The sequence below is a fragment of the Ruegeria sp. BB7 genome, assembly GCF_056539365.1.
Genome location: NZ_JBQFUV010000014.1, coordinates 40,083 through 63,331, shown reverse-complemented (window position 1 = coordinate 63,331; position 23,249 = coordinate 40,083). Strand labels below are relative to the sequence as shown.

Below are 23,249 nucleotides of genomic sequence, written 5' to 3'. Positions count from 1 at the left end.
ATTCGCATATCAGGCTGCGAGTAAATCCTAAGCAGGTCAGCGTTCACCGTACTCACCCTTGTTAGCATAGCAAAAACTCAATCGACGAACTGTCATCGAAGCGCAGTATTAGTGATTGGTTCAGATCAGAACAGATTGCGTGGAAATTACCCCGTCTATTGGACATATCTGAAACCATTTACGGAGGGCCTGGAATAACTCCTTCCTCTTGCAACACGCGTAGTATTCCAATGATCGTCGCGGTACTGGTATCAACTGATCCTCTAAGATAGGCCCCCAGACCGCCATCACCAATTTCGCGGGGACCGCCGGTTTCATAAACTGGGTCTAAAGGTTCAAATTCCTCAGGGAAGGCCGGGCAAAAAGGGCGTTCGTTCAAGAAACGTCCAGCAACTTCCAGTAAAATGGCACGCAGTGCTTCGACATCTTCAACGAACCCCTCAATGTCCCGCAATTGCTCAAGGGGTTGCACGACTGCGTCTACCAACTCGTAGGTTACGCATTTTTCGCTAAACCGAGCTGTAGCTGAACCAGAAAAGTCGAAAATCCATCTATCCGTGGGCTCGCCGCGTACAAAGATGTTTTCTCTGGTCTTGGTGCATTCAAAGAACTGTGTATCGAGTTTTCCGCTGAGAGAAACAACTTCACCTTGTGCCTCAACCACAAACTCACTGAGATTGGTGCGGCTTCCACATGAATCTAAAATTGGTTCTTCAGCAAGCAACTCGGGTAAGCGAGCCTGCAAATCACTAAAGTCAAGAACAGCTTCAATGCCTATACGTGTTGGAGAGACCGCCGTCATAACTACATTGAGACCGTAATCAATTTCTGTTGTGCCGACGACCAGCGTGTCCTCTATGTCGAACTCCGCTACTTGTGCTACCGAAGGGGATACGAAACCGATGCCGCCGAACAGAAACATCACGAAATAGGCGTGTCTCATTGTTGCCCCTCGATGATGTCGCTCAATTCCATGACGCTGAGCAGTTTGACAAGTGTCGTTGCGTCTGTGTCGATCAATCCTTGAATTTCGGCGCCGATGCCACCTTCGCCAATCTCAAGCGCTTTGACGAGCGTGGCCTGCGGTGACACCGGCTTAAGTTCCTCCGGTACTGTCAGACAGATTGGATTATCATCAAAGTAGATCTCTGCTTGTTCCAGTATTTCGGTACGCGCTCCATCAATGACACCGAATAATCTTGCGATAGCGCCCGTAAACCCACGCGGGTTGAGGTCAAGCTCAACCATGGAGAAGCGCACACATTGGTCTTCGACAAAAGCTTCCACCTTAGCATTGGCGTCAATTTCTTGCGTCAACCAAAGCCCACCCCGCTCTTCGCCCGACTCGTTGTTTCGACAAGAAAAAATTCGAACAAACAGTGATCCGCGCAGCTCGACGTGATCTTCAATCGCTTCGGTTTCAAGAATTTTGACCGAAACTTCTCGTGAACAACTATTCTCATAGATACCGGATGCCAGTTCTGGGAACCGTGCTTGGATCGCTCTGAGGTCAGCCACGAGTTTCACTTGCAAACGGGTCTCTGTTGCCGGGTTTAATCCCGCGTAAAACGCGACATTAAACGTCTCCTCGCCGATCGGTACTTTGCTGGGCAGAAGCAGTTCGATGTCGCCTTTGTATTTGGAGGGATCAATACCTTCGCCGTTTTCGGCGGCAGCCAATAGAACTTGAGGGTTCAACTCGCTTGTAGGCTTTGGTCTGTCGCGTTCACAAGCGACAAGAATACTAAACAGCAAAAACATGAACAATACGATCAGAAGGGATCGCTTCACTTTGGTGAACATGACCGAATTGAACAACACAAGACGTCCGATCGTGCCTGTAACAATTAAGCTATAGAGATAGTATGAAACCATTGTTTAGTCGAGGAAATTTGAAATTCTAACAAATACTTGGAACTGTTGAAGCAAGGGCAAGAAATACAGAGTTCAGAGTGATCTCTTCAAGCCAGGTAACAGTCGTGGCCGGCAAACTTGAATGCGGAAATCCAGTAACCCTATGCAAGTCCTTGAACATACACTTGTCTTTCAGCGCGCTCGTGTAGCGGCGATTGACACAAGAGCGCTGGACATCGAGTTGAGTTGTTTTCGAAAAATGGCGAATGCATCATGGACGCGTAAAGTGATCAGCTTTAACCGCGCCGGAGGACCAATGAGGACCGCAATAAACCTCTTTGTCGTTTGTGGCCTGCTTCTGTTTGTAAGCAGCTGCACCTATGTTCCGTTCGATACTCCTAAGGAAAGCTCGCGTGCTATCTCTGCTGAAGGTACCCGCGCCGGGCGTCTAGTTTCTGACCTCACAGGTCACGATAGCCAAATACTGGCAATGGCACCCTTGTTCGACGGCAACGACGCGCTCGGGGCGCGGCTGCGAATGATAGAAACGGCGGAAAGTTCGATAGACTTGCAAACGTTTCTGATCAAACCCGATCTAGCCGGTTCATTAATGTGGTTGGCCCTGTATTCCGCAGCAGAGCGTGGGGTGAAAATCAGGCTGTTGTTCGACGATGTTTTTACGACAGCAGGTGATGATCAAATCGCGACATTGAATGCCCACCCGAACGTGGAAATTCGCGTTTTCAACCCGCTCTCCCGAAATAGCACTGTAGCCGTAAATTTCCTGTTGGACTTTTCCCGAGTGAACCGCCGCATGCACAACAAAGTCACGATCACAGACGGCAGTTTTGCAATTTTAGGCGGAAGAAACATTGCGGACGAATATTTCAGTATTGGAACACAATATGACTTTGCCGACTTCGACCTCTTTGTTGCAGGCAAGCCTGTTCAAACATTGTCAAAGAGCTTTGATACGTATTGGAATGATGCCTGGTCTCTGCCTTTTGATGCCATAGACGATGGCGACATTGTTCCTCTGAGCGAGGCGTATAAACAGTTTCAGAACCGCGCTCTTGATCAGGAAGTTGCTATTTACGATCGGGCTCTGGGATCTGAATACATAAGACAGCTCAGGAATGGTGAGGTACCTGTCTACTATGGCCGTGTAAAAATCGTTGCGGATGATCTGCAGAAACTTCGCACGCCCTCTGGAACCGGTCCCTTCGCTGTTGGGGACGCATTTTATAGTAGCCTAGGGCGCGCCGAAAACAGCGTCACAGTGGTTACGCCCTACTTTATTCCAGAGGAGTACGGCGCGGAGTATCTTGAGCGGCTGGTTAAAAAAGGCATTGATGTTTCGATCGTTACCAATTCTCTTGCCTCAACCAACCACCCTTACACTCACGGTCACTATGCGCGCTATCGTAAACGACTGTTGCGTGCCGGAGTTAACTTCGCTGAAGTTCGCGCGAGCGCACCGCCTTCGACGGAAGGCGTCGAAACACCGCTGACTCTACACACCAAGATCGCCTTGATTGATGAAACTTACGTTTTTGTGGGTTCTGCAAATGTTGATCCCAGGTCCATCCGGCAGAACTCGGAGATCGGAATGTTGGTGCGTAGCCCTAGTCTAGCGAAACAAATCAAAACGCAGTTGGATGCGGCCATACCGGTCTACACTTATTCGGTATCGCTCAATGACGCTGGGAAAGTGCAATGGGAGGACACAACTTCTAGAAATAGCCCGACTATACCCCAAGAGCCATCAGCGGGATTTTGGCGCAAATTGGTAGCTAGGGTTTCTAGTTGGTTGCCGATTGAACAACAATTGTGATGCCAACTACAAGCCGCCGCGTTTCCAGCCTTATCCATGAAGATTTTCCCGCCGAGCCCATTCTCACAGTGCGGTTTTCCAACCCAAGTCGATCTTCTGTTGGTGAAGAAATCACTGCGCTCCTAAGTGTTAGGCGACAAGTGGAGTTTCGGCTGCGATTGTTTGGCTGCAAAGTAGCTAAAGAAAGATCAAGTCTCGACGGAACGCACTCGTTTCGTACCTTCCCGCAGCAGTTCTACCACACCAGATGCATAAGGAAGATCATCAAGATACTCTTCGAGAGAAAACTGTTTAGTTGGGAAGTTGGACAGCGCGTTTTTTGCCAGTTTTGTCTCTCCCGCCATGCCGTGAATGGCCGCGATCAACAACCAGTCGCCTGCGTGTTCACGAGCATCAATCCGCTGCACTTTTTCTGAGGCTTTTGCGTAGTCTCCTTCCTGAACATCCTCCAAGCAAAGTGTGATATTTGTCCAGATCGGCAACAATGGATTGATGTCCAAAGCCTGCCTTACCATTTCCGCGCCAAGCTTGATATCACCCACTAGCGCAATCCAAGCCCCAGCCAACGCAATCAGCAACGCACTGTTGGGATTGGCCCGAATTGCAGCGTCTATTAAACGATTGAACCTTTGGGTGTCTCCTGCCAGTAACGCATATATCGCCGCTGCAAACAGAGCCTCTTGGCATTGAGGTTCCAGAGCTACCGCTTTTTCAGCATGAATTTGCCCCTGTTTAAGAATGGCACTCAGGCGTTTTTGGCCTAGTGCCACCTCCTCCGCATATCCCAATGCCATCAGTGCGTGGGCCAGCCCGCTGGTATCATCGTTCTGAGTGGCCGAACGCGCCAAATCCATCATATGCTGCAAGCTGCCCGATCTAGATGTGCGAACGTGGGCATGAAAGGCCAACAGAGCTTGATAGGTATTGCTCCCGGTTAGCGAGCGGCTCGCTAACTGACCCGCGGCATCGGTTGCAACAAATCCATACGCGTCAGCCAGCTTTGCCGCACATTGTTTGGCAATCTCTTCTTGGGCTTTGAAATAATCTGGGGCGTTTGAATTGACATCACGCCGGTCGGCCCACAAGACCGAGCCGTCAACAGTCCGTTTTAGTTGCACAATCAGGCGCAAGTTGGCTTCATCGTCCCGAACCGAACCATCCAGAACATAATCGCAAGAGGGTGTGTTTTGCTCATGAGACCCATCTGGGCTCTTGTCTGAATATCCAGTCAGAACACGGATATGACTGAAACGCGCAAGTTCCAGGCCCAATTCTTCAGGAAAGCCCTCACGGAAAAGCTTTGCGCGTGTTGTATCCGAACCAGTAAAGCTACTGATCCCGAGGACTGGCCAACCTTTGCGGTGCACTACAGGTGGTTCCAGCGGTTCGGTGTTCTTGAAGTTTACTTCAAAAAGTGGGCGGTACTGCCCTTTTGGGACAGATATGGCAACCGAGTCGTTAATCCCTGTCGTCAGGTAGTAATAGTCTAGTGCCTTTCGCAGTTTGACGGCCTCAATCCTGACTACAGGATCAGCATTTGGATCAAATTCAGCGCCTCTTCCAAACACATCCATTGCTAATGCAGTGCCCCGCAACTCATCACCACGGCCTTCAAGCTCTCGATGAACAAGGTGCTTCAGGAACGTCTTTGTCCGCGCACTGCATGGGAAACTCTCAGACGTCGTGATGCGTTCCAGTTGCTTCAGAATATCAGCTTTGTCGACATTTTCTGTCACGACTATTCTCCCGCACTGTCACGAAGCAATGTGTGTTAACCACAACTACTGTATAGCAACATGTAATTTCCTACCGCCAACCCCTTCTCAACCCCATCTTAGAGCCACTGAAGAAGTTTACGTTGAATCGAAGGGAGCTACTGATGACACATCGAGGGATGATTGCGGTAATTGTCACGCTCGCGGTGATGGTGACGGTTGTTTCAAAAGTTCACATCGCTGACTTAGAGCAAGAACCTCTGCATCAGTCGATTAGCGGAGCTTCGGCAATTCCTGGAGTGTTGTAACACCCGATCAAAAGGCTTTGTCACAGGGGCTCTACTCGTTCTCAGTGAGTTTTCACATCAGTATTAGGCACCAGCCTATGAAGCTCGGAACTATTGGAAGCTCTTAGTGACCTAATCTTACGGAAACTAGTTTTAGGCATTGCAGCTTCGACACGCTGGCCGCCGCATTTCTAAAGTTGCGGGTCTACCAACCTATAGCAATGGAGTGAACATGCGCTAGTATAGAAATGAGTTAATTTGTTACGGAATTGATCATCATGACAATGAGCACCCATGCTGTAACTCTCATCGTTGCTGCGATCTACCCGACAGTCTCAATGGCGGGCAATGCTGAAGTTTCTAATGTCTCATCGCCGTTTAAAAAGCCGGCCGTACTACCTGAGTCGGGCGTCGACTGGACGGGATTCTCCTTCGGTTTGGAGCTTGGCTATGCTCTTGATGTTGAAGGCACCAGCAGTCCAATTTACGGGGCGAAGCTGGCCTACGATTACGATTTCGGCAGTTTTACAATTGGTTACATCTTTCAATACACCCGACTAGAGCAGGACATTGACGCTGGGTTCGAACTCGTTTCATACACTCGTCTTGGTGCGCGTGGTGGCATCGACAGAGGACTGAACTTGTTCTACGCCAGCGCTGGCTACGCTGAAATCGACACGCACGCCGCCGGCAATACGAACCCTGGCGACGGCAGCGGTTATTTCGTGAGCCTTGGCTATGAGCGCTTCATTCGGGAAAAGCTCACGGTTGGGGCCGAGTTGATGTATTCTGAGTTTTCAGATTTTAATCGCGAGTTTAGAGACGTGGATCTGACTGCGCTTGCATTTTCAGTGAACTACCGGTTCTGAACCCATGCGGGTTGCTTCCCCTATTCACAACTCCGCTTCGAGTTGGGTAATATCAGGGCTGCGTAAACTACCAATGAGATGGGGGTGGGCGATGGTGCCGACATTTTGCCGATACGCTTTTCTGCCTTCCGCCGAGGTGTTTCAACGCATCAGCGTATATTGCGCCAGACCTTCGGCGCATCGCTCAGCACGCGTTGTCGGCAAGGAGGCGTAGCAAATCGGTGCCAATTTATCCTGAGCTAAAGACTGTCTTCGTTCATATTCCAAAAACTGGGGGATCAACAGTCTCTACAATTTTGCGCCGTCCTAGTCACTTTAGTCTAACCAAACATGATCCTATTCCCGCGATCGACAAACACTCGTCAGTTTTTGTGAATCTTCAGCACTTGGGACCGGAGGCGGCGGACTACTTTAAGTTCAGTTTTGTTCGGAACCCTTGGGACCGTTTGGTCTCCGCCTATCATTATATCATTGCGCGGCGCGAGAAATTGGAATTGGTGACAAATAACGACACTTTTGAGAGCTTCTTGTCTTCATTCATAGAAGAGCCGTCGCAGTTCCTTGAAATACCATATTTCAAACCCCAATCTGATTTTCTCGTGGATGACAGTGGAGAAATACCGTTGGATTTCCTGGGTCGCTTTGAAACCTTCGAAAAAGACCTGAGCGTTGTTCTTCGGGAAATCGGCGGTCGGCGTATGTTCTTCAAGCATCGGAAAAAGTCGAAGAGGCGAGACTATCGAGACTATTATTCCGCTGAAAGCAGCAAAGCAGTCGGTGAGGTATACATCCGTGATGCTGAGAATTTCGGGTATGTTTTCAATGACGGCTTAATTCGCAAAAAAAACTTTGGTCTTCGAAAACTGTAGTCTTGGGGGCGGTAAGTGCGGACTTGGTTCCGTTCTGACATTGGAACTTCTCCGAGTGCCGTGCGGGTAAGGCACTTACAAATTGTCGTTTCGCTTCCAACTTTATGCCGATTTTCGGCGCGGAGGGGGCACGCTCTCCGATTACTCTAAAAGCCGCCCAGGCACGCAAATAGCAATCTAGTTCCAACTCGTTGAATTATTTGATTGCAGAGAACTGGTCCAATCAAGGGCCATTAGCCAGCACTTCAGTTATTAATCTTCAATATTTCGAAGGTCAGCCTGAGAACGCTGGTCTTCTGACCTGATTGGCCTGCGCCAGCGCCTCCTCGGCTCGACCGACTACCACCTTGCGCACCCGGTTCAGGCCATAGGCGTTTATCCGGCTCGAGCACTTCCGCAGGGGCAAAGCCTGCTTACACCCAAAGCTATCCACCCAAACGAACCTGCCCAGGCGGGCTCCCTGAGTCTGGAACACGATGTTGCTTAGGTTCTTGTTGCTAACCACGATATGGTTATCGATCAGCGTATCGAAGAAAGTGTGCAATAGCGTCAAGTGCCAGGACGCGAGGTGACCTTCATCGATCATCTGCCTCAGCGTCGGAGGCAGATTTCCATCGGGATCGGAGATGCGTTCGTAGACCAATCCCAACCCGAGGTCGGTTGGAACCGTTCCGTGAACCTCGCAGATCGGCAATTCTACACCAGGCTGCTGCACACGGGCCTTTAGCTCGAGATACTCGCGAAACTCCCGCACAAAGCCCTTGTACATGGTTGCTCGGCGAAATCGGCGCTCGATCCGGTTTGTATTTGGGATATGGCCATGATCGTCGAACGTACCTGGCTGCGGCACTTTCACAATAAGAGCCGGGTCGCTCGGATGAGCATAGACAAACTGACGGTTACCCTTTGCAAGCACGGGCTCGGCGCTCAACCTTAGCATCTTTCATCTCACTGGGCTGTGGATAAGGAGCATGATATCGTATCTTCGAAACAAAAAAAGTGGGTGGGCCTGGATGGCACAAACTGTGTTGCATCGATATTAGCGCCTTATCTGCTCGTATTGAATGATGATTGCGTCCGCTTCGGGCTCCGGGACGACGCTCGCTTCACTCTGCCTGCGTGATAACTGTGCGGACAAAGTCATCAAAGTATGGATACGCGGGTAGGCCAATAACCTGACAAGGCCCCTTTCTATTCAGCGGCAAACACAAATGAGCCAAAGTTTGCTTTAAACGGCCGTTTCAGCAATAGTTCTGGAACAGCCAAAATTCGAGGAGGGACTTCCATTGTTTCAAAGTCTCCGTACCGCGCTCGCCATTCTGTGCGTTCCTTTTGCTGGTGCAGCCAACGCTCAGTTTTATGGCCATGAATTCGAAGGTACTCAGGCCCCGATCCGTGAGGGGGAACAACCCGTTATTCCTTTGGACACTGAAGATCCAACTTACAATGCGTGGCGCACACCCTTGCCAAGTTTTGAAGGAGAGCGTGAAGGACGCGAGCCTGGAATTGTTGACCCTCAACGGTTCTTTGGTCAGGGCTACATGCAACTCCCAACTTTTTTACACCAACCATTAGCATTCACGCCCGGCGATCTTGCAGCCGCTGAAGTCGACGTCGCCATCATGGGTGCATTTACGGATATGGGCAGTGGTGCACGGGGGGCGTCGCGCGGGCCAAACGCCGTGCGTAACTCATCAATTTACCTTGGATATGGAGCGCGGCAGCCGCACATGCATGTCATGGTTGACCCACTGCAGGACATGACAGTCGTCGACTACGGAAATGCCCCCAACGATATGATGAGCACAGAGCGCACAATTCATGCGGTTCGTTCTTTTGTTGGTCAGGCAGCGGCAGTGCAACACGCTGACGGTAGCCATGTGATACCCTTTATCGTTGGTGGCGATCATTCACTGATGTATCCAAATGTTGCTGCGATGACGGACGTTTACGGAAAGGGTAACGTTGGCGTTGTTCATTTCGATGCACACTACGATGCAGGAAAATACAGTCTCGGGCACCTGATCAATCATGGCATGCCCGTCTTCAGGTTGATCGAAGAAGACTTGGTTGAGGGTAAAAACTTCATTCAAGTCGCCTTGCGCGGATACTATCCAGACGAAAAAGCATTTGAATGGATGCGTATGAACGGGTTTCGCTATCATACCATGGCTGAGATCGCAGATCGCGGCTGGGACGCTGTTATGGAAGACGTCATTGCCGAGGCGAATGAAGGGCCGGAGTACATTTATATCTCTTTCGACATCGACACCTTCGATCCAGCGTTCGTACCCGGAACGGGAACACCTGAGCCTGGCGGCCTGATGCCCCGAGAGGTTTTCCCAATAATTCGACGCCTCTGCGCCGAGTCAAACGTGATCGGGTTCGAAATTGTTGAGCTCGCTCCTTTGATGGACCCTACCTATGTTTCTGCTTTAAATGCTAACCGAACCATCAGGGAATGCCTGACGGGCATTGCCATGCGTAAACAAGGTTTGACCGAACCGGATTACAAAAGCCCGCTTACTGTTTCGCACGGTCAGAATGACAATTAGGCTAATTGTCTGTTCGGTCTGTTTGGTTTCTCTGACAGGTTTGGCGGCGCACTCCGAACCACTGGAAATTTCGTGGTCTGATCTTCGAGAAGGTCGCCTTGTTGAGTGCTCTGAGTTTTTAGATGGCTACCTGTCAAATCCAATTTGTTCGCCAAGAGACTTGAGTGATCGCATGCTTTCAATGCAGATAGCCGATTGTGTACCTGGGAACTTTGGCTTGGAAGGCAGTATTGTTCAAATTGCTGGTTACGCCCATCCCATTGAGTTCGAATTTAGAGATGTGAAAAGCTTTTTGTTGGTTCCTCTGCTGTCTCAGAAGTGCCGACATCCACTTGCACCTCTTCCTGATCAGGTTATTTCTGTTGAGTTTCCAGAAGGCATCGACATTACAGCGGATCCGGTTTGGGTTACTGGTAAAATTTTCATCCGCCCAACTCAGAGGGAACTCGCGCCTTCTATCTATAGGATCGAAGCTTCGGAAATAGTCACCGCAACCATTCCTGACGTCTCAGCCGCCGAGTAAGGTCTTCCGCCAAAGGGATCAGTGAGCGCGATGTGCTCGTTGCGGATATTGGATCCGGTTTCTTAATCGTCTGTTGGGCTGGTCAAAGCGGCCACTAGTCGAAAATAATCTTGCCATGATGCAGCAAGAATCTGCATCGAGAGGGTTCATTAGAAAGAAGTTTCGTTGACGTTCGGAAAAGGTCGAATCCTGCTCCCGCAACCAAAATACACAAACAAATACAACGACATAACGTACCAACAGGCGCTTTCTGCGTTTAAGGCCTCAGCACAACTGGAAGCACTGTGGAAGCAAAAGGGGCAGGAAAAGCCGTGTGTGGTGGGCGAGCAACAGAAACCACTCGCATTGCGCAGGTGCTACTGGAGGGCTTCGGTTTTGGGGCAGGGGCTACTTCTCGAATACCTACGAAGCCATTTCCGAGGACATCGTTCTGCAATACCTCCAAAACCATTTCACGAAGTAACCGACGCCAGTCGGTAGTGGTTCAGTGGACCGGGAGAAAGTATCCGTCGTCAGAGTTTTTCGGAAAGAACGGGCTGTTTCGTAATGGAGGCTCTGGTTCGGTGTCTGTTTAAGTTTACGCGGCATCAGATTGGTGCTGCAACCGGCGTTTTCGAATTGTCTGTTTCTTGATCTCCTCTCTCCTCTTTAGGATCTTCGCGCCCCGGCCGTGATAGACGTCAGCCGGTGTCAAATTGCCGAGGCTCTCGTGGTATCGCCGGTTGTTGTAGTAGTCGATAAAGGCGCCGATCTGACGTTCGAGATCGCCCGGCAGGAAGTAGTTTTCCAGTAAGACCCGGTTCTTCATCGTCTGATGCCAGCGATCAATCTTGCCCTGGGTCTGAGGGTGATGCGGCGCGCCACGGACGTGATCCATGCCCTTGTCGTCGAGATAATCCGCCAAGTCGGCGGTGACGTAGGATGAGCCGTTGTCGCTGAGCAACCGGGGTTTCTGAACGACCATGGCCTGATTGCATCCGGAGACCTCCAGCGCCAGTTCCAGCGTGCCCCAGCCTTCATCGTCGTGCAGAGTTTCCACGCGATGATGTCGCGGCTGTAATCGTCGAGGATCGTGCTGAGATAGAACCAACCCCAGCCGATGACTTTCAAGTAGATGAAGTCGGTCTGCCATAGCTCGTTGGGTCGCATCGTCTTGTCCCGGAATTCGTCTGCTGCCCGGATCACCACATGGGCCGGGGCCGTGATCAGGTCCTCGGCCTTGAGGATGCGATAAGCCGATGCCTCGGATACAAAATACCGCTTCTCATCGGTGTATTTGACCGCCAACTCGCGCGGCGGCAGATCCTCATGATCCAGCGCAAAGTCGACAAAGGCCTCGCGGATGTCGTCCGGGATGCGGTTCCACACCGACCTCGGTCGGGGAGAGCGATCAGCGAGCGCATCAACGCCACCTTCAACCCAGCGGGCATACCAATCGTAGTAGGTGCTGCTGGGAATACCGAGCATCGCCAGTGTTTGCTTCACCGGCAGATGCGAAGCATCCACCGTGCGGATGATCTCAAGCTTCTCTGAGGCTGGGTATCTCATTCGTCGTCGGCCCCATCCCCGAGCATGCTTTTTTTGAGCAGCCGGTTCTCAAGCGTTAACTCGGCAACGACCTCCTACAGGGTCAACGCTTCGGATCGCAATTCCCTGACTTCAGGAGCCGTCGCCTGCCGGGCTGTATCGCCCGCCCGCCGGCTCTTCCCATTCCTTTCGACCAGGAATAATACAGGCTCTCAGCGATCCCCTGACGGGGGCTCAGTGCGGCATTGCTTTCTTCGCCCGGCAGGCCAGCCAGGACAATCCTGATTTTCTCCTCGGCCGAGTAATGCTTGCGCGTTTTGCGCTTGATGTCCCTGACCAGCTTGTCAGCAGCGTCTTTCGATGTTCCGGACTTCTTGTTCATCTTCGCTCCATCATGGCTTCGATGAACCAGAAATCCTCCGTTGCTCAAACCCCTAAATCTGTCCGGTAGGCGCTGACGTCAGACAAGATAGATAACATTGGCTGGTCAGGTTGGTCCCAAACGGGCGGACAGCCAACGGCCCATTTTCAGTGCCACAAGCTGAGATGTCCGTCAGATCAAGTTTGAAGTTTTACATCTAATCTTACCTACTGTAGTTACACGAGTAGTCATTCTTGTTAATTGTTCCGTAACGCATATATGCTTTGGCTCTACAGCCGCCGCCACAAATCGATGTAGCATTTGAGCAAGTGCCGCATCCCGACACATCGTGCAGTTTCAGCGTTCTCAGTGCTTCCATTTCGGCAGCGTGGTTCCATTGCTCAAGAAAGGACGTGCTGTAAACTGATGGTGATTTGAAATCTGTTTCGGTGAAAATTGAGCAAGGAGCTAACCGACCAAATGCATCGAGAGCTGCATTTGTCGTTGCAGCCGCACAAGTCTGAAGCTTGTCGATATTTTTTTTGTACGGATAAGGTTCTCTATAACTCCATGGATAGTTGGCACCAATATCAATTTTCGGAATAGCGCCCAAGAACTCTCTTTTTGTTGCTTCGAGAAATTCTGCTAGCTCAAAAATTTCTTGAGGAGTCAAAAACTCGGCGTCATTCTCTCTTGCTCTCCCACTCTCGAAGGCAAATCGAACGACCCATCTATCAGGCTTAACACTTGCTACAACCGCTCCCAAATCTCTTAGCCTTGGGACAGATTTCCGGGTCAGGACCGTTTGAATATACACCCTACTTTTTGTATTCGCCAACAAACTTAAAGCACTCAATGTTCTTCGAAATGCGCCTTTGCAGCCTCTAAAAGTATCGAAAGATGATTCGTCTGGATCGTCTAAGCTAACGTTGAGCACGTCTATACTATCTTCAATGCGATGTACGTTCGTCTCAGTTATGAGTGTTGCATTTGTCCCAAGCGTTAATTCGCGCGTTAGAGGACGAACTCGATCAACAATCTCCCAAAAGTCTTTCCTCATCATCGGTTCGCCACCGGATAACGTTATGTTTCTAAATCGAAACTCTGAAATCTCATCAATAATGGCGGAGATTTTCTCGAATGGAGGGTTAAAGCCCTTTGGCGAGGAGTTATTGTAACAGTGCACGCAAGTCTCATTGCACCGTCTAGTTATTTCCCAATAAAGGTCAAGTGGTGCGGATAGGGTTGGAAATCGCCCCTCATTTCCTGGAATCCGAATCTTCAGTTCGTTCGGGCTACGATCACCGGCTATGATCCCGTAGATAGTTTCAGCCTGTTCTTTTGCAAATCCAGTTTGTTCAGTAGGAAATGCCCTATCCACTTCCTCTTGAAGCTCATGAATAGAGATCCCATTCGATATTGCCTTCACCACATCAAAACCAAAGTGGTCTAGGAGAATGATCTCCTCGGACCCCAGTTTTGCAAGAATGCCTCCGAAAGGCTCCTTCCTTGCTAGGAACGACATCTGACCTGTTTACTCAAGAACAAAAACAGACGTTTCGTCGATGCCTTGCTCTTCAAGAACCACGCTTACAGATACCGATCCATGGCAACCGCATCCGCAAGAGGCCATAGAAATATCATCGCCATCTTCATAAGGAACCAGTCGGTTTACGGTAAATAGTCCTTCAGTTGGAACCTTTTCGGCTTGTACTTTGCCAGTCATAAGAAATCTCCATAGTTTAAAATTGAGTCTCAACTTTGCACATTTTGGCGATTCTGTCATGTGATAAAGCCAGTCGCCTTATGGTCCTGAAGCCATGCGAACGAACGAGTCAGGGTCGCGCGTCGCGCCGGAGGCAGTGTGATCGCATCCGCATCGCTGGTAATCAGCCATTGTAGCCATCGGGCATAGCGCAATTCTAACGTCTTCAACGAGGTCGCGCGTAGATGTGAGAGCGCGCCGCAATCGTCAAGCGGTCCACCTTCCGTCTGAAGGTTGAGCCACTATCCCGGTCTTGCGCAGGCCATTCGTCGAGCGGCAGAACAAGGCTCATCAGCGACGCCCTTTCTTGGCGTCTATCAGGTCAGCAAAGGCGCGTGTTGCCGAACGTGCCTCAAGACCGGAATACATGTTGATGGTGTGGCTGACCTCCGAATGCCCGAGCAACCGACGCGCAACCTCGTAGCCGCCGGGATTGGCGTCGAGCCAGTTCATCACCGCGAAATGCCGAAACAGGTGGGCGTTCATCTCCAACCGCCGTTTCCTTCCGGATCCGTTTGGAGACGCGCGCAGACAGAACGCCGGGGTCAACTGAATGCTGACCATCCCTCCGGGGAAACAGCCACGGCGTTCCTGCCGGACAGAGTTCCGGACAGCGAGATTTGAGATGTACGTCGATCATACGCAATACATCGCGCGGGATCTCGAGCTCGACAGGTCGCACGTTTTTTGTCTCACCGTCTTCCTGAACCAGGTAGACGCGCCCATCGCCCGGGCGGTGCTGGTGGCGATCCAGGTGGAGGCCAGCCAGCTTCTTAACGCGGACGGGGCAACCCAGTAGGATGGCGATGGCAAGCGTCTTGGTCGCGTCTCTGAAAGATTGGATAAAGGCGGCAACTGAATCGGGCTACATCAGACGCTTGCACAGCAAATCAAGAACCGGGCTTTCCAGAACATTACAGCGAATGGATTGATTGTGCGTACAGGTGCTGGACTCGCAGGCGGCTGAGCAGGCGAGGTGGTTGTGCTCAGCTGTTTCGAGCGAATTGACTAGGCATTTTCAATGCATTCATTTGTTTAAAGCTATCGTATATGACTGCAGGTGTATTTTAAGCCAGTCAGTTTGCAGCCTTATTCGACGTTTTGAGAAAATTGTTGTTGACCCATTGCTGGCTAATCCGCTGCGATTTTTTTAAAATCGCTAGGTGAAACACCGAACTCCTCTTTAAACGCCCGCGAAAAGTAGGTTCGACTTTGATATCCTGCCATTACCGAAATCCGCTTTATGGGCAGATCACTTCGGGTTAACAGGTCGGCTGCCCTGCGCAAGCGTATATTTCTAAGTACTTCGATAGGTCCGATCTTGTATGCCTTGCCAAATCGCGACGCAAAAACCGATCTGCTCAGCGCGCATCTTTCTGCCAGGCTTTCGAGATTGTGACCAAATTCCGGGTTTTCGAGCATAGCTTCCATGGCAGGCCAGAGTTTTTCATCTGTTGCACCGTCAATCCACCACAACGACGGATCACCAGCATTGTGCCGCCGCCGGAATAATCGAATGACGCATTGCTCCAAAAGGGATTCCGCCAGTGCTCGGGTTCCTATGTCCGGGTGGCTGACCTCATAGACGAATTGATCTAACGCCATCCTTACGCGGTCTGTTGGCGATAGGTGCTCGACAATCGGATAGCGAAGCAGGCTCAGTGCTCCGCCACTGCCCCGATACGCGATTTCCAGACGTCCACATATTGCAAACAGCGGCGACCCAACCGAATTGTCGCCGACAACAACATTGGTCATTCCTTCGATTGGTGGCAGATTACGTGGCCTTGTGCTCCCACCCGCGTTGGTCACATGAAAGGCGTAGGTCAAATATGCCGGTGCCAGCAGAACTGTTCCCGGGCTAAGCTGAACATCAACATTATTCCCAATGTTAACCGTTGCCGAACCATCCAATACATAGTGCAATATGGCAAAAGGGCGAACGCCGAAATCAACACGACAATCCCCACGCAGTTCGCATAAGGCGAAGGGGCTCATTTTGATTTCCAGGGTCTCCAGAACGCGTTCGATCGACATGTCTGGCCGCAGCCACTTCCAGCACCAGAAGACGCCTTTCAGACGATAAGGCACGGCATTTTTTTTATTATGTCCGCAGTTTTTGTCCATTCAAGGAGAAAGTGTTATGTGCACCAACCCAAATTGCGACAATGAAACCGATATTGGCCGCCGTCAGTTATTGACAAGCACTGTAGCTCTGGCCGCTGGTGGTGCTTTGCTTTCCGGGCAAGCACTTGCGGCTTCAGATCAAGACGGTTCCTATTCCGATCCAAGTGAGCCAGCACTGCCGCCGACAGACGTGGAAGTTGGATTGTCTGATACAGCCTTGGTCGTAACTGACCCGCAGGTTGATTTTCTGAGCGAAGACGGTGTCACCTGGGGCGTTGTTGGGGCATCTGTTCAGGAACATAATACCGTCGAAAACATCGGTCGCCTGTTTGAGGCTGCAAAGGCACAGGGAATGACGGTCGCCATTTCGCCTCATTACTATTACCCGTCCGATCATGGCTGGACCTTCGGTGGTCCGCTTGAAAAACTCATGCACAAAATCGGAATGTTCGATCGGAAAGGACCGTTGACGCTGGACGGTTTCGATGGTTCGGGTGCTGATTTCATGCCTCAGTACAAAGAGTACATCTTGGACGGAGAAACGATTGTCGCCAGCCCTCACAAAGTCTATGGGCCGGAAAACAACGACCTGAGTCTACAATTGCGTAAACATGGCGTGTCGAAGGTTATTTTGGCTGGCATGTCCGCCAACCTGTGCCTGCAGGCCCATCTATACGAGCTGTTGGAGCAAGGCTATCAAGTGGCCGTTGTTCGCGATGCCACTGCGGCAGCTAAACTTCCGGAAGGGGATGGGTATTTGGCTGCCCTAATCAACTTCCGTTATGTTGCCAATGGACTTTGGACCACCGACGAAGCAGTTGAAAAAATTCAGGCTGCATCCTGATGTAAGGTCGGATCTCAGAGTAAGCTGCGACACTTAAAGTTTCGGTGCGTTCAATGCTTCTCCCCAAAGTGGGAGAAGCATTCACGCGAAACTCTCATTGATTGCAGCAGGTTGAGCGGGCGACAAAAGCCAAATAGCCAGGTGTCTTGTAAATCTGGCTATGGCCGAGCGGCCCGCGGGGAAATTGAAACACGCTAGCATTTGCGATTCAGGGCAAAAAAACCGCGCAAATTTTATTTTTTTCCGCGGGCTACGGGAAACCCCCAATATCGAATGGCAGGTTGTTTCGTTAACTGTGCTTTATCGAACGGGTTTTACGGACGATACCACTTTTCCCCTGTGAGGGGTTGGCTACTTACCCCCTCGGCCGGCCCCTCAGTCATCGGCCGCGACCCGTTTCGATCCCTCCAGTAAAGGTGTTCAAGCGCTGTGATCCGGTGCGTAAAGAACCTGTGTGACAAGTCCGGGTAGCACCGCGAAGTCGCCAAAACTGACGGTGTTCAGTATCTCGTCGACCGGAGATTTGCGATAGCCTTCGGTATACAGGAAAAACGGCACCTGTGCGCGTTGGGCGGTTTCGGCATCTACCTCACTGTCGCCGACAAACAGTTGCGGACCAGCAGAGGAGACAGCGGCAAAGCTGGCCTCAAGGTGGGCGGGGTCGGGTTTGCGGGTCTTAAAGCTGTCACCGCCAAGAACGGCATCGAAAAGTGGCGCCAGTCCCAGAGCATCCAACACATGGCGCGCCGGGGCTTCGGGTTTGTTGGTGCAGACCCCAAGAACGCAGCCCATGTCGCGCAATTCTTTCAGAGCTTGCAGGACACCCGGATAGACGACTGTCTTATCGCTTGAGGCTGCATTGTAGTGGTTCAGAGTTATCTGGGTCAGCTCTGAATGAAGGTCCATCGGCAGGTCGTGATGATGGATTACACGCTCTACCAGTTTGGGTAGACCGTTACCGACAAACTGTTTGATTTGATCCTGCGACAGGGGTGCGACGCCAACGCCGTCCAGCATTTTGTTGGTGGCCGCAACAATATCAGGAAGGCTGTCCACCAGCGTTCCGTCCAGATCGAACATGATTGTTGCGCTCATCGGTTTTCCCTTTGGAGTGATACGTTACGCCAGGCGTAACGCGCCTGAATTTCTGGTGCAATCAAGTAAGTTTGGGGGAATTGAAAGAACGGGCCTTGACATACCTGACTAAAATAATCAGATTATGCGAGAGATCATCAGCCAGCCCTTATTGGGGTCAGCCAGAACATCGAAAACCGCAAATAGATCAAGGCATTTTGCCTGAGACTCTCTGGAGTTGTCCTGATGAATATGCAGACCCCGAATCCCACTCAATCCTACGCCGTATCCATGCTTCCGGCCCACAAGGCCGAAGACCTGACCCAAGGTGGCAATCTGGCCCATATCGAACTGGGCGACCAGTTATATACGCTGCGCATCACCCGCGCGGGCAAGCTGATCCTGACCAAATGAGCGCGCCTGACCCTCGTGGTGGGGCGACCGTTGGTCGCCTGACCGATCTTGATCCGATAGAAGCTGGGGCTGTGATGTATCTGCGGCTGTGGGGGGCCGGGACACAGGGGCGCGCCGACGCTGCCAGCGACTTTGAGATGGCATTGGGTGCCGAATGCGGTCGCGCTGCGATGATGACGCTGGATCATCTATGTTCGCTTTGTGCGCATCACGGGCGCCGCCCGCTGATCCACCACGGACTGGGTTGTTCCTGCCTGGGTGCGGACGAGAATTGTTTTGCGCAGATGATCGCAGCCGCATCCGAAGGAGCCCGCGAAGATGCCATGATGATGGCGTCACTGATCGTGAGGCCGGATTTTGCCCCTGCTCTGGCCTCCTTATCCGAAGACTTGGGACTGGCCTTGCGTCGTATGACTGCGTCCATCCCACTGCCCACGACAGGACATCAACCCCCCGCAGCCGTGCTGCACTAAGCAGCTGATCCGCGAAAAACCCCGGCGCGCACCTCGCGTCGGGGTTTTGTTTATGTCAGCAACACCCACACCCTGCGTGATGGTGGTCATGGTCGCAGACGGGGGCAGGGGCATAGTCGCCAACCTCGGTCAGCACGTCCCGCAAAGCCCAAAGGATCATGTCCACATCCTCGGCCTCGATCGTCAGGGGGGGGCGGATTTTCAGGATATTGTCCTTCGGCCCTTCGCTGCCGATCAGAATGCGGTGGCCACGCATCCGGTTCTTGACGTATCTGCAGATCTCGGTGCCCTCGGACCCGTCCGGGTTGATCAGTTCGACCCCCAGAAACAGGCCCATGCCGCGCACATCGCCAACGCAGCCGAACTCAGATTCGATTTTGCGCAGGCCATCCATCAGGCGCGCGCCCATGGCGCGGGCGTTCTCCTGTAGACCCTCGTCATCAACGATGTCCAGAACTTCTTTGCCGATCCGACACGACAGGGTCGAGCCGCCGAAGGTCGAAAAAAACTCGATCCCGTTGTCAAAGCTGTGTGCGATTTCTTTGGTTGTCACCAGCACACCCAGAGGGTGGCCGTTGCCGATGGGTTTACCCATGACGACAATATCCGGCAGCGCGCCCTGATGTTCAAAGCCGAAGTAATACTCGCCCAAGCGTCCCAGTCCGGTTTGCACCTCATCGGCGATGCAGACACCGCCTGCAGCGCGGATTTTCTCATAGACCGCAGGTAGATAACCCTTGGGCGGGATGATCTGACCACCAACCGAAGGGAAGGTCTCGGCAATGAAGCCCGCCACGCCTTGGCCTTTTTCCTGTAGGGCAGCAATCGCCGGATCCACCAGATTGGCGTATTTCCAGGCGCGATCAGGATCGTCGCGTTTGAACGACCCACGATAATCATCGGCGACCTCAACTAGTTCGACCCAATCCGCCTGACCAACACCGCCGGGCTTGTTGAACTTATAGGCCGAGATCGCGACAGCCGCGTTAGTATTGCCGTGATAGCCGTGATCCGGCGTTACTATCCCCTTCGCCCCGGTATGCGCGCGCGCCAGCCGCAGAGCCAGTTCATTGGCCTCGGTGCCGGAATTTACGAAGAAGCAGACCTCGAAATGATCCGGCAGTTTCGACAGTACTTTGTCGGCAAACGCCGTTTGTGCCGGGTGCAGATAACGGGTGTTCGAGTTCATCCGCTTCAGCTGATCCGCCGCCACCGCCTGAATACGCGGATGCGCGTGGCCCACGTGCGGGACGTTGTTATAGGCGTCCAGATAGGGGCGGCCCCATTCGTCGAACAGGTGGTGTTTCCAACCGCGTACCAACATGACCGGGTCGTCATAGGTCAGGCTAAGATTGCCGCCAAAATGGTCATGCCTCCCTTGCCGGATTGCCTGCTTGTTGGTCGGGTGGTAAAACACCTTCTCATCCGGCAAATTCAGCATTGCCGCAGGGTTGGGGCAGACGGCGTGCCATAGTTCCATCTCGTCCGGGTCGCCAACGCCCGGCCAGTCGGTCTGCATCCCGTTCGTTGTCAGAGCAAGTTGGAAATGCACATGTGGGGCCCAGCCACCATTCTGGCTGGCATCGCCCAATCTGGCGAAGGCCGCGCCTTGCGCCACCGGGTCGCCCGGATTAAGCCGCTCGCAGACCTCGGGGTCCAGATGACCGTAGAGCGTATAGAACGGATCACCCTCGGGCGTTTCATGGTGCAGAATCACCACACCACCATAATCAAGATGCACATCGCGGTTTTCCACCGCCTCAACCCGGCCACTCATCGGTGCGTGCAGCACAGTGCCTGCGGGGGCAAACACATCCACCGCCAGATGAACCGTGCGCCGGTCCGAGGCTTTCCAAGGCCCCTTGCGGAACCCGGGCTCGGCATAAATCAGGCGGGGTTCGTTGTAATAACCCAGCCAGAGCCCCTCGCCGAATTCCTCACCCACGCGCGCGGCTTCTTCCAGCGGCATGTGAAATGGGTTTTGTGGCCATGTCGAGTTTTCAACCGAGAGCGAACCCATGGGGACATCGCTGAGATCCTGATCGAACATCTGGGCGAACTGGCCACGATGCTCGGACAGGTAGGCATGGATCCGCTCGGCTCCGTCCGTCACCGGTAATCCGCAGGCTGAACGCAGCCTGGCCGACATCAGATCACCATTCACACCCGTATTCTCAAGGAAGCGCCAAGCTGGGGCTTGACTGATGGTCACATAGGGGTCATCCGGGTTCTCCGCCGCCATAATGGTCGAGTTCACGACAGACACCGCCAGACGCATCCGCAAAAGCGGCCAGATCAAATCAATCTCATCTGCACGCAACCGGTTGGCTGCATGATAACCGCGTACCAAAGCAGCCAATGCGCGTTCAGGCTTGGGGTGATCCAGAACGACATATGCCCCCGCGATAGCCAGATCACAGATGCGCGGAGCCGCGCACATATCGCCCAGATCAATCAGGCCCGAGATGCTTTGGCGCTGTCCCAATTCACCTTCGACCAGAATGTTGTAATCATTGGCATCATTGTGGATCGCTTGTTTGGGCATTCCCGCCAGCGTTCCCGAAATCACCCGGAAGCCGTCGCAGATTTCCGAAAGCGAGTTCCGGCGCGCAGGGTTGGCTACCACATCCAACTGATCCGCGATCCAATCTGCCTGTGCCAAATCCCACTTGAAATCTGCGCGATGCAGCCCGTCATGCGTAAAACGTTCCAGCGCTTTGTCTGTCGCACCCAGTACGCGACCTAGTTTCAAGATCAACTCTTCAGACTTTGGTGCAGCCATGGCATAGCACTGCCCCGGCCGGCATTCCAGCAGCCAGACCAACCGCCCATTCCCTTCCAGATCGGCAATCTCCGGCAGCAGCGCGCCGGTGAGGTCCGGGTAGACCTGCGGAAATGGCAATCCAGGTGCTTCGCTCGCAATATGCGCCAGCGCCTTTACCTGCAGATCGATGAATTCTGCTTCACAGCCCGCGCGCATGACCTTCAAAACATAGTTCTGACCATTGGTGGCCCTGACCATGAAGTTCAGGTCATATTCCCCATCCAGCCGCGTCAGCTTGGCATCCAAGCCCCAATGCGCCCGCAGAGCATCCGCCCAGAATGCAATCATGTCGCTCATCTGATTCCCTGTCCTTTTCCCACCGGGATCCCCTTCATCTGGCCAAAAATATCTTCGGGGGTGAATTGGCCCAACGGGCCAAGAGGGGGCAGACAGCCCCTTTTGTATTAATCCAACGCACGCAAACGCTTGATCAACGAAGACGTATCCCACCGACCGCCACCCAGCCTTTGCACATCCTTATAGAATTGATCGACCAGCGCCGTTACTGGCAGAGACGCCCCGGTTTCGTTTGCCGTCTCCAGGCAAATCCCCAGATCCTTACGCATCCAGTCAACTGCAAAACCATGCTCGAAGTGATCGTCCAACATGGTTTCATAACGGTTCGCCATTTGCCAACTGCCCGCCGCACCCTGACTGATCACCTCAACAACAGATTGGCCATCCAGCCCAGCCTTCTCGGCAAAATGCAGCGCTTCGCTGAGGCCCTGAACCAGACCTGCAATAGCGATCTGGTTGCACATCTTGGTCATCTGTCCCGCGCCGCTGTCTCCGATCCGACGGCAGATTTTGGAATAGACCTGCATGATCGGTTCAGCCGCATCATAGGCGGCCTGATCACCGCCGCACATGATCGACAATACGCCATTCTCGGCACCCGCCTGACCGCCCGAGATCGGGGCATCCACAAAGGCGATGCCCATGCCTTGACCAGCCGCAAAAAGTTCTCGGGTCACCTTGGCGGAAACAGTGGTGTGATCGACGAAGGTTGCACCTTCGGCCATCCCGTGAAAGGCTCCGTTTTCGCCCGTGCAGACCATCCGCAGATCATCATCATTGCCGACACAGGCCATAACGAATTCAGCGCCTTGCGCGGCCTCTTGCGGGATGGCCGCCATGGCGCCGCCGTACTGAGCAACCCAAGCTTCGGCCTTCGCTGCGGTGCGATTGTAAACAGTCACCTCATGACCTGCCGCCTGCAGGTGACCAGCCATTGGATAGCCCATGACGCCCAGGCCCAGAAATGCAACTTTAGCCATATGGTGATCCTCTCTGTTATCCGACCCGTTTCACTTGGAAGAACGGATTGTCAGGCA

20 protein-coding genes and 2 pseudogenes are annotated in these 23,249 nt (G+C 52.6%); 10 read left to right on the top strand and 12 right to left on the bottom strand.

What is annotated here, in order from left to right:
• Positions 1 to 178 precede the first annotated feature (178 nt).
• A complete protein-coding gene (locus ACR0D7_RS16755; RefSeq protein WP_480680045.1) occupies positions 179 to 943 on the bottom strand; it encodes a hypothetical protein in 765 nt (254 codons plus the stop codon).
• On the bottom strand, positions 940 to 1,875 hold the full coding sequence (locus ACR0D7_RS16750; RefSeq protein ID WP_480680044.1) for a hypothetical protein: 936 nt from the start codon (positions 1,873 to 1,875) through the stop codon (positions 940 to 942). The genes ACR0D7_RS16755 and ACR0D7_RS16750 overlap by 4 nt, the downstream gene beginning before the upstream one ends.
• Positions 1,876 to 1,996: 121 nt before the next feature.
• Here ACR0D7_RS16750 and ACR0D7_RS16745 point away from each other — a divergent pair, with 121 nt between their 5' ends.
• On the top strand, positions 1,997 to 3,688 hold the full coding sequence (locus ACR0D7_RS16745) for a phospholipase D family protein (protein WP_480680043.1): 1,692 nt from the start codon (positions 1,997 to 1,999) through the stop codon (positions 3,686 to 3,688).
• A gap of 188 nt (positions 3,689 to 3,876) precedes the next feature.
• On the opposite strand, the gene ACR0D7_RS16740 is transcribed toward ACR0D7_RS16745, so the two are convergent.
• A complete protein-coding gene (locus ACR0D7_RS16740) occupies positions 3,877 to 5,424 on the bottom strand; it encodes a hypothetical protein (protein WP_480680042.1) in 1,548 nt (515 codons plus the stop codon).
• Between the two features lie 544 nt (positions 5,425 to 5,968).
• Between ACR0D7_RS16740 and ACR0D7_RS16735 the strand changes: the two genes are divergently transcribed.
• Positions 5,969 to 6,559, top strand: a complete 591-nt coding sequence (locus ACR0D7_RS16735; RefSeq protein ID WP_480680041.1) for an outer membrane protein — start codon at positions 5,969 to 5,971, stop codon at positions 6,557 to 6,559.
• 221 nt (positions 6,560 to 6,780) lie between these two features.
• Positions 6,781 to 7,428 (top strand): sulfotransferase family 2 domain-containing protein, encoded by a 648-nt coding sequence (locus tag ACR0D7_RS16730; protein WP_480680040.1) that lies wholly within the window; start codon positions 6,781 to 6,783, stop codon positions 7,426 to 7,428.
• Positions 7,429 to 7,702: 274 nt separating this feature from the next.
• Here ACR0D7_RS16730 and ACR0D7_RS16725 read toward each other — a convergent pair whose 3' ends face one another.
• The gene (locus ACR0D7_RS16725) at positions 7,703 to 8,368 is read right to left on the bottom strand and encodes a YrbL family protein (RefSeq protein WP_480680039.1); all 666 of its coding nucleotides are present in this window, start codon (positions 8,366 to 8,368) and stop codon (positions 7,703 to 7,705) included.
• 346 nt (positions 8,369 to 8,714) lie between these two features.
• Here ACR0D7_RS16725 and ACR0D7_RS16720 point away from each other — a divergent pair, with 346 nt between their 5' ends.
• The 3 genes and pseudogenes from ACR0D7_RS16720 to ACR0D7_RS16710 form a co-directional block, all read left to right on the top strand.
• Positions 8,715 to 9,983, top strand: a complete 1,269-nt coding sequence (locus ACR0D7_RS16720) for an agmatinase family protein (RefSeq protein WP_480680038.1) — start codon at positions 8,715 to 8,717, stop codon at positions 9,981 to 9,983.
• Positions 9,984 to 10,143: 160 nt separating this feature from the next.
• Positions 10,144 to 10,506 carry a DUF3299 domain-containing protein gene (locus ACR0D7_RS16715; protein WP_480680037.1) on the top strand — a complete coding sequence of 121 codons (363 nt, stop codon included), beginning with the start codon at positions 10,144 to 10,146 and terminating at the stop codon, positions 10,504 to 10,506.
• A 345-nt stretch (positions 10,507 to 10,851) separates the two neighbouring features.
• Positions 10,852 to 10,969, top strand: a pseudogene (locus tag ACR0D7_RS16710) (transposase); the annotation flags it as partial.
• A gap of 114 nt (positions 10,970 to 11,083) precedes the next feature.
• Here ACR0D7_RS16710 and ACR0D7_RS16705 read toward each other — a convergent pair.
• The 4 genes and pseudogenes from ACR0D7_RS16705 to ACR0D7_RS16690 form a co-directional block, all read right to left on the bottom strand.
• A pseudogene (locus ACR0D7_RS16705) lies at positions 11,084 to 12,415 on the bottom strand (IS3 family transposase).
• A 202-nt stretch (positions 12,416 to 12,617) separates the two neighbouring features.
• The gene (locus ACR0D7_RS16700) at positions 12,618 to 13,919 is read right to left on the bottom strand and encodes a radical SAM protein (RefSeq protein WP_480680036.1); all 1,302 of its coding nucleotides are present in this window, start codon (positions 13,917 to 13,919) and stop codon (positions 12,618 to 12,620) included.
• A 9-nt stretch (positions 13,920 to 13,928) separates the two neighbouring features.
• Entirely contained in the window at positions 13,929 to 14,120 is a 192-nt protein-coding gene (locus ACR0D7_RS16695) for a hypothetical protein (RefSeq protein WP_480680035.1), read from the bottom strand.
• Between the two features lie 330 nt (positions 14,121 to 14,450).
• Complete coding sequence (locus ACR0D7_RS16690) at positions 14,451 to 14,645, bottom strand: hypothetical protein (protein WP_480680034.1); 195 nt, start codon at positions 14,643 to 14,645, stop codon at positions 14,451 to 14,453.
• A 139-nt stretch (positions 14,646 to 14,784) separates the two neighbouring features.
• Here ACR0D7_RS16690 and ACR0D7_RS16685 point away from each other — a divergent pair, with 139 nt between their 5' ends.
• On the top strand, positions 14,785 to 14,958 hold the full coding sequence (locus ACR0D7_RS16685; RefSeq protein WP_480680033.1) for a hypothetical protein: 174 nt from the start codon (positions 14,785 to 14,787) through the stop codon (positions 14,956 to 14,958).
• A 332-nt stretch (positions 14,959 to 15,290) separates the two neighbouring features.
• Here the strand turns inward: ACR0D7_RS16685 and ACR0D7_RS16680 are convergent, their stop codons facing one another.
• Positions 15,291 to 16,286 carry an AraC family transcriptional regulator gene (locus ACR0D7_RS16680; protein ID WP_480680032.1) on the bottom strand — a complete coding sequence of 332 codons (996 nt, stop codon included), beginning with the start codon at positions 16,284 to 16,286 and terminating at the stop codon, positions 15,291 to 15,293.
• A gap of 16 nt (positions 16,287 to 16,302) precedes the next feature.
• Here ACR0D7_RS16680 and ACR0D7_RS16675 point away from each other — a divergent pair, with 16 nt between their 5' ends.
• Positions 16,303 to 17,130, top strand: coding sequence for a cysteine hydrolase family protein (locus tag ACR0D7_RS16675; protein WP_480680031.1), 828 nt, complete (start codon positions 16,303 to 16,305; stop codon positions 17,128 to 17,130).
• A 420-nt stretch (positions 17,131 to 17,550) separates the two neighbouring features.
• Here ACR0D7_RS16675 and gph read toward each other — a convergent pair whose 3' ends face one another.
• The gene (gene gph / locus ACR0D7_RS16670; protein WP_480680030.1) at positions 17,551 to 18,225 is read right to left on the bottom strand and encodes a phosphoglycolate phosphatase; all 675 of its coding nucleotides are present in this window, start codon (positions 18,223 to 18,225) and stop codon (positions 17,551 to 17,553) included.
• A gap of 225 nt (positions 18,226 to 18,450) precedes the next feature.
• Between gph and hemP the strand changes: the two genes are divergently transcribed.
• Together hemP and ACR0D7_RS16660 are read left to right on the top strand one after the other, a co-directional pair.
• Positions 18,451 to 18,618: a hemin uptake protein HemP gene (gene hemP, locus ACR0D7_RS16665; protein WP_170386936.1), complete on the top strand. Its 168-nt coding sequence runs from the start codon at positions 18,451 to 18,453 to the stop codon at positions 18,616 to 18,618.
• Positions 18,615 to 19,091, top strand: coding sequence for a hypothetical protein (locus tag ACR0D7_RS16660; RefSeq protein ID WP_480680029.1), 477 nt, complete (start codon positions 18,615 to 18,617; stop codon positions 19,089 to 19,091). Before hemP ends, ACR0D7_RS16660 begins: the two co-directional genes overlap by 4 nt.
• A 55-nt stretch (positions 19,092 to 19,146) precedes the next feature.
• Here the strand turns inward: ACR0D7_RS16660 and ACR0D7_RS16655 are convergent, their stop codons facing one another.
• Both ACR0D7_RS16655 and ACR0D7_RS16650 read right to left on the bottom strand, forming a co-directional pair.
• Positions 19,147 to 22,212, bottom strand: a complete 3,066-nt coding sequence (locus ACR0D7_RS16655; RefSeq protein ID WP_480680028.1) for an aminotransferase class III-fold pyridoxal phosphate-dependent enzyme — start codon at positions 22,210 to 22,212, stop codon at positions 19,147 to 19,149.
• A gap of 107 nt (positions 22,213 to 22,319) precedes the next feature.
• Positions 22,320 to 23,192 carry an NAD(P)-dependent oxidoreductase gene (locus tag ACR0D7_RS16650; RefSeq protein WP_480680027.1) on the bottom strand — a complete coding sequence of 291 codons (873 nt, stop codon included), beginning with the start codon at positions 23,190 to 23,192 and terminating at the stop codon, positions 22,320 to 22,322.
• Between the last annotated feature and the right edge of the window lie 57 nt (positions 23,193 to 23,249).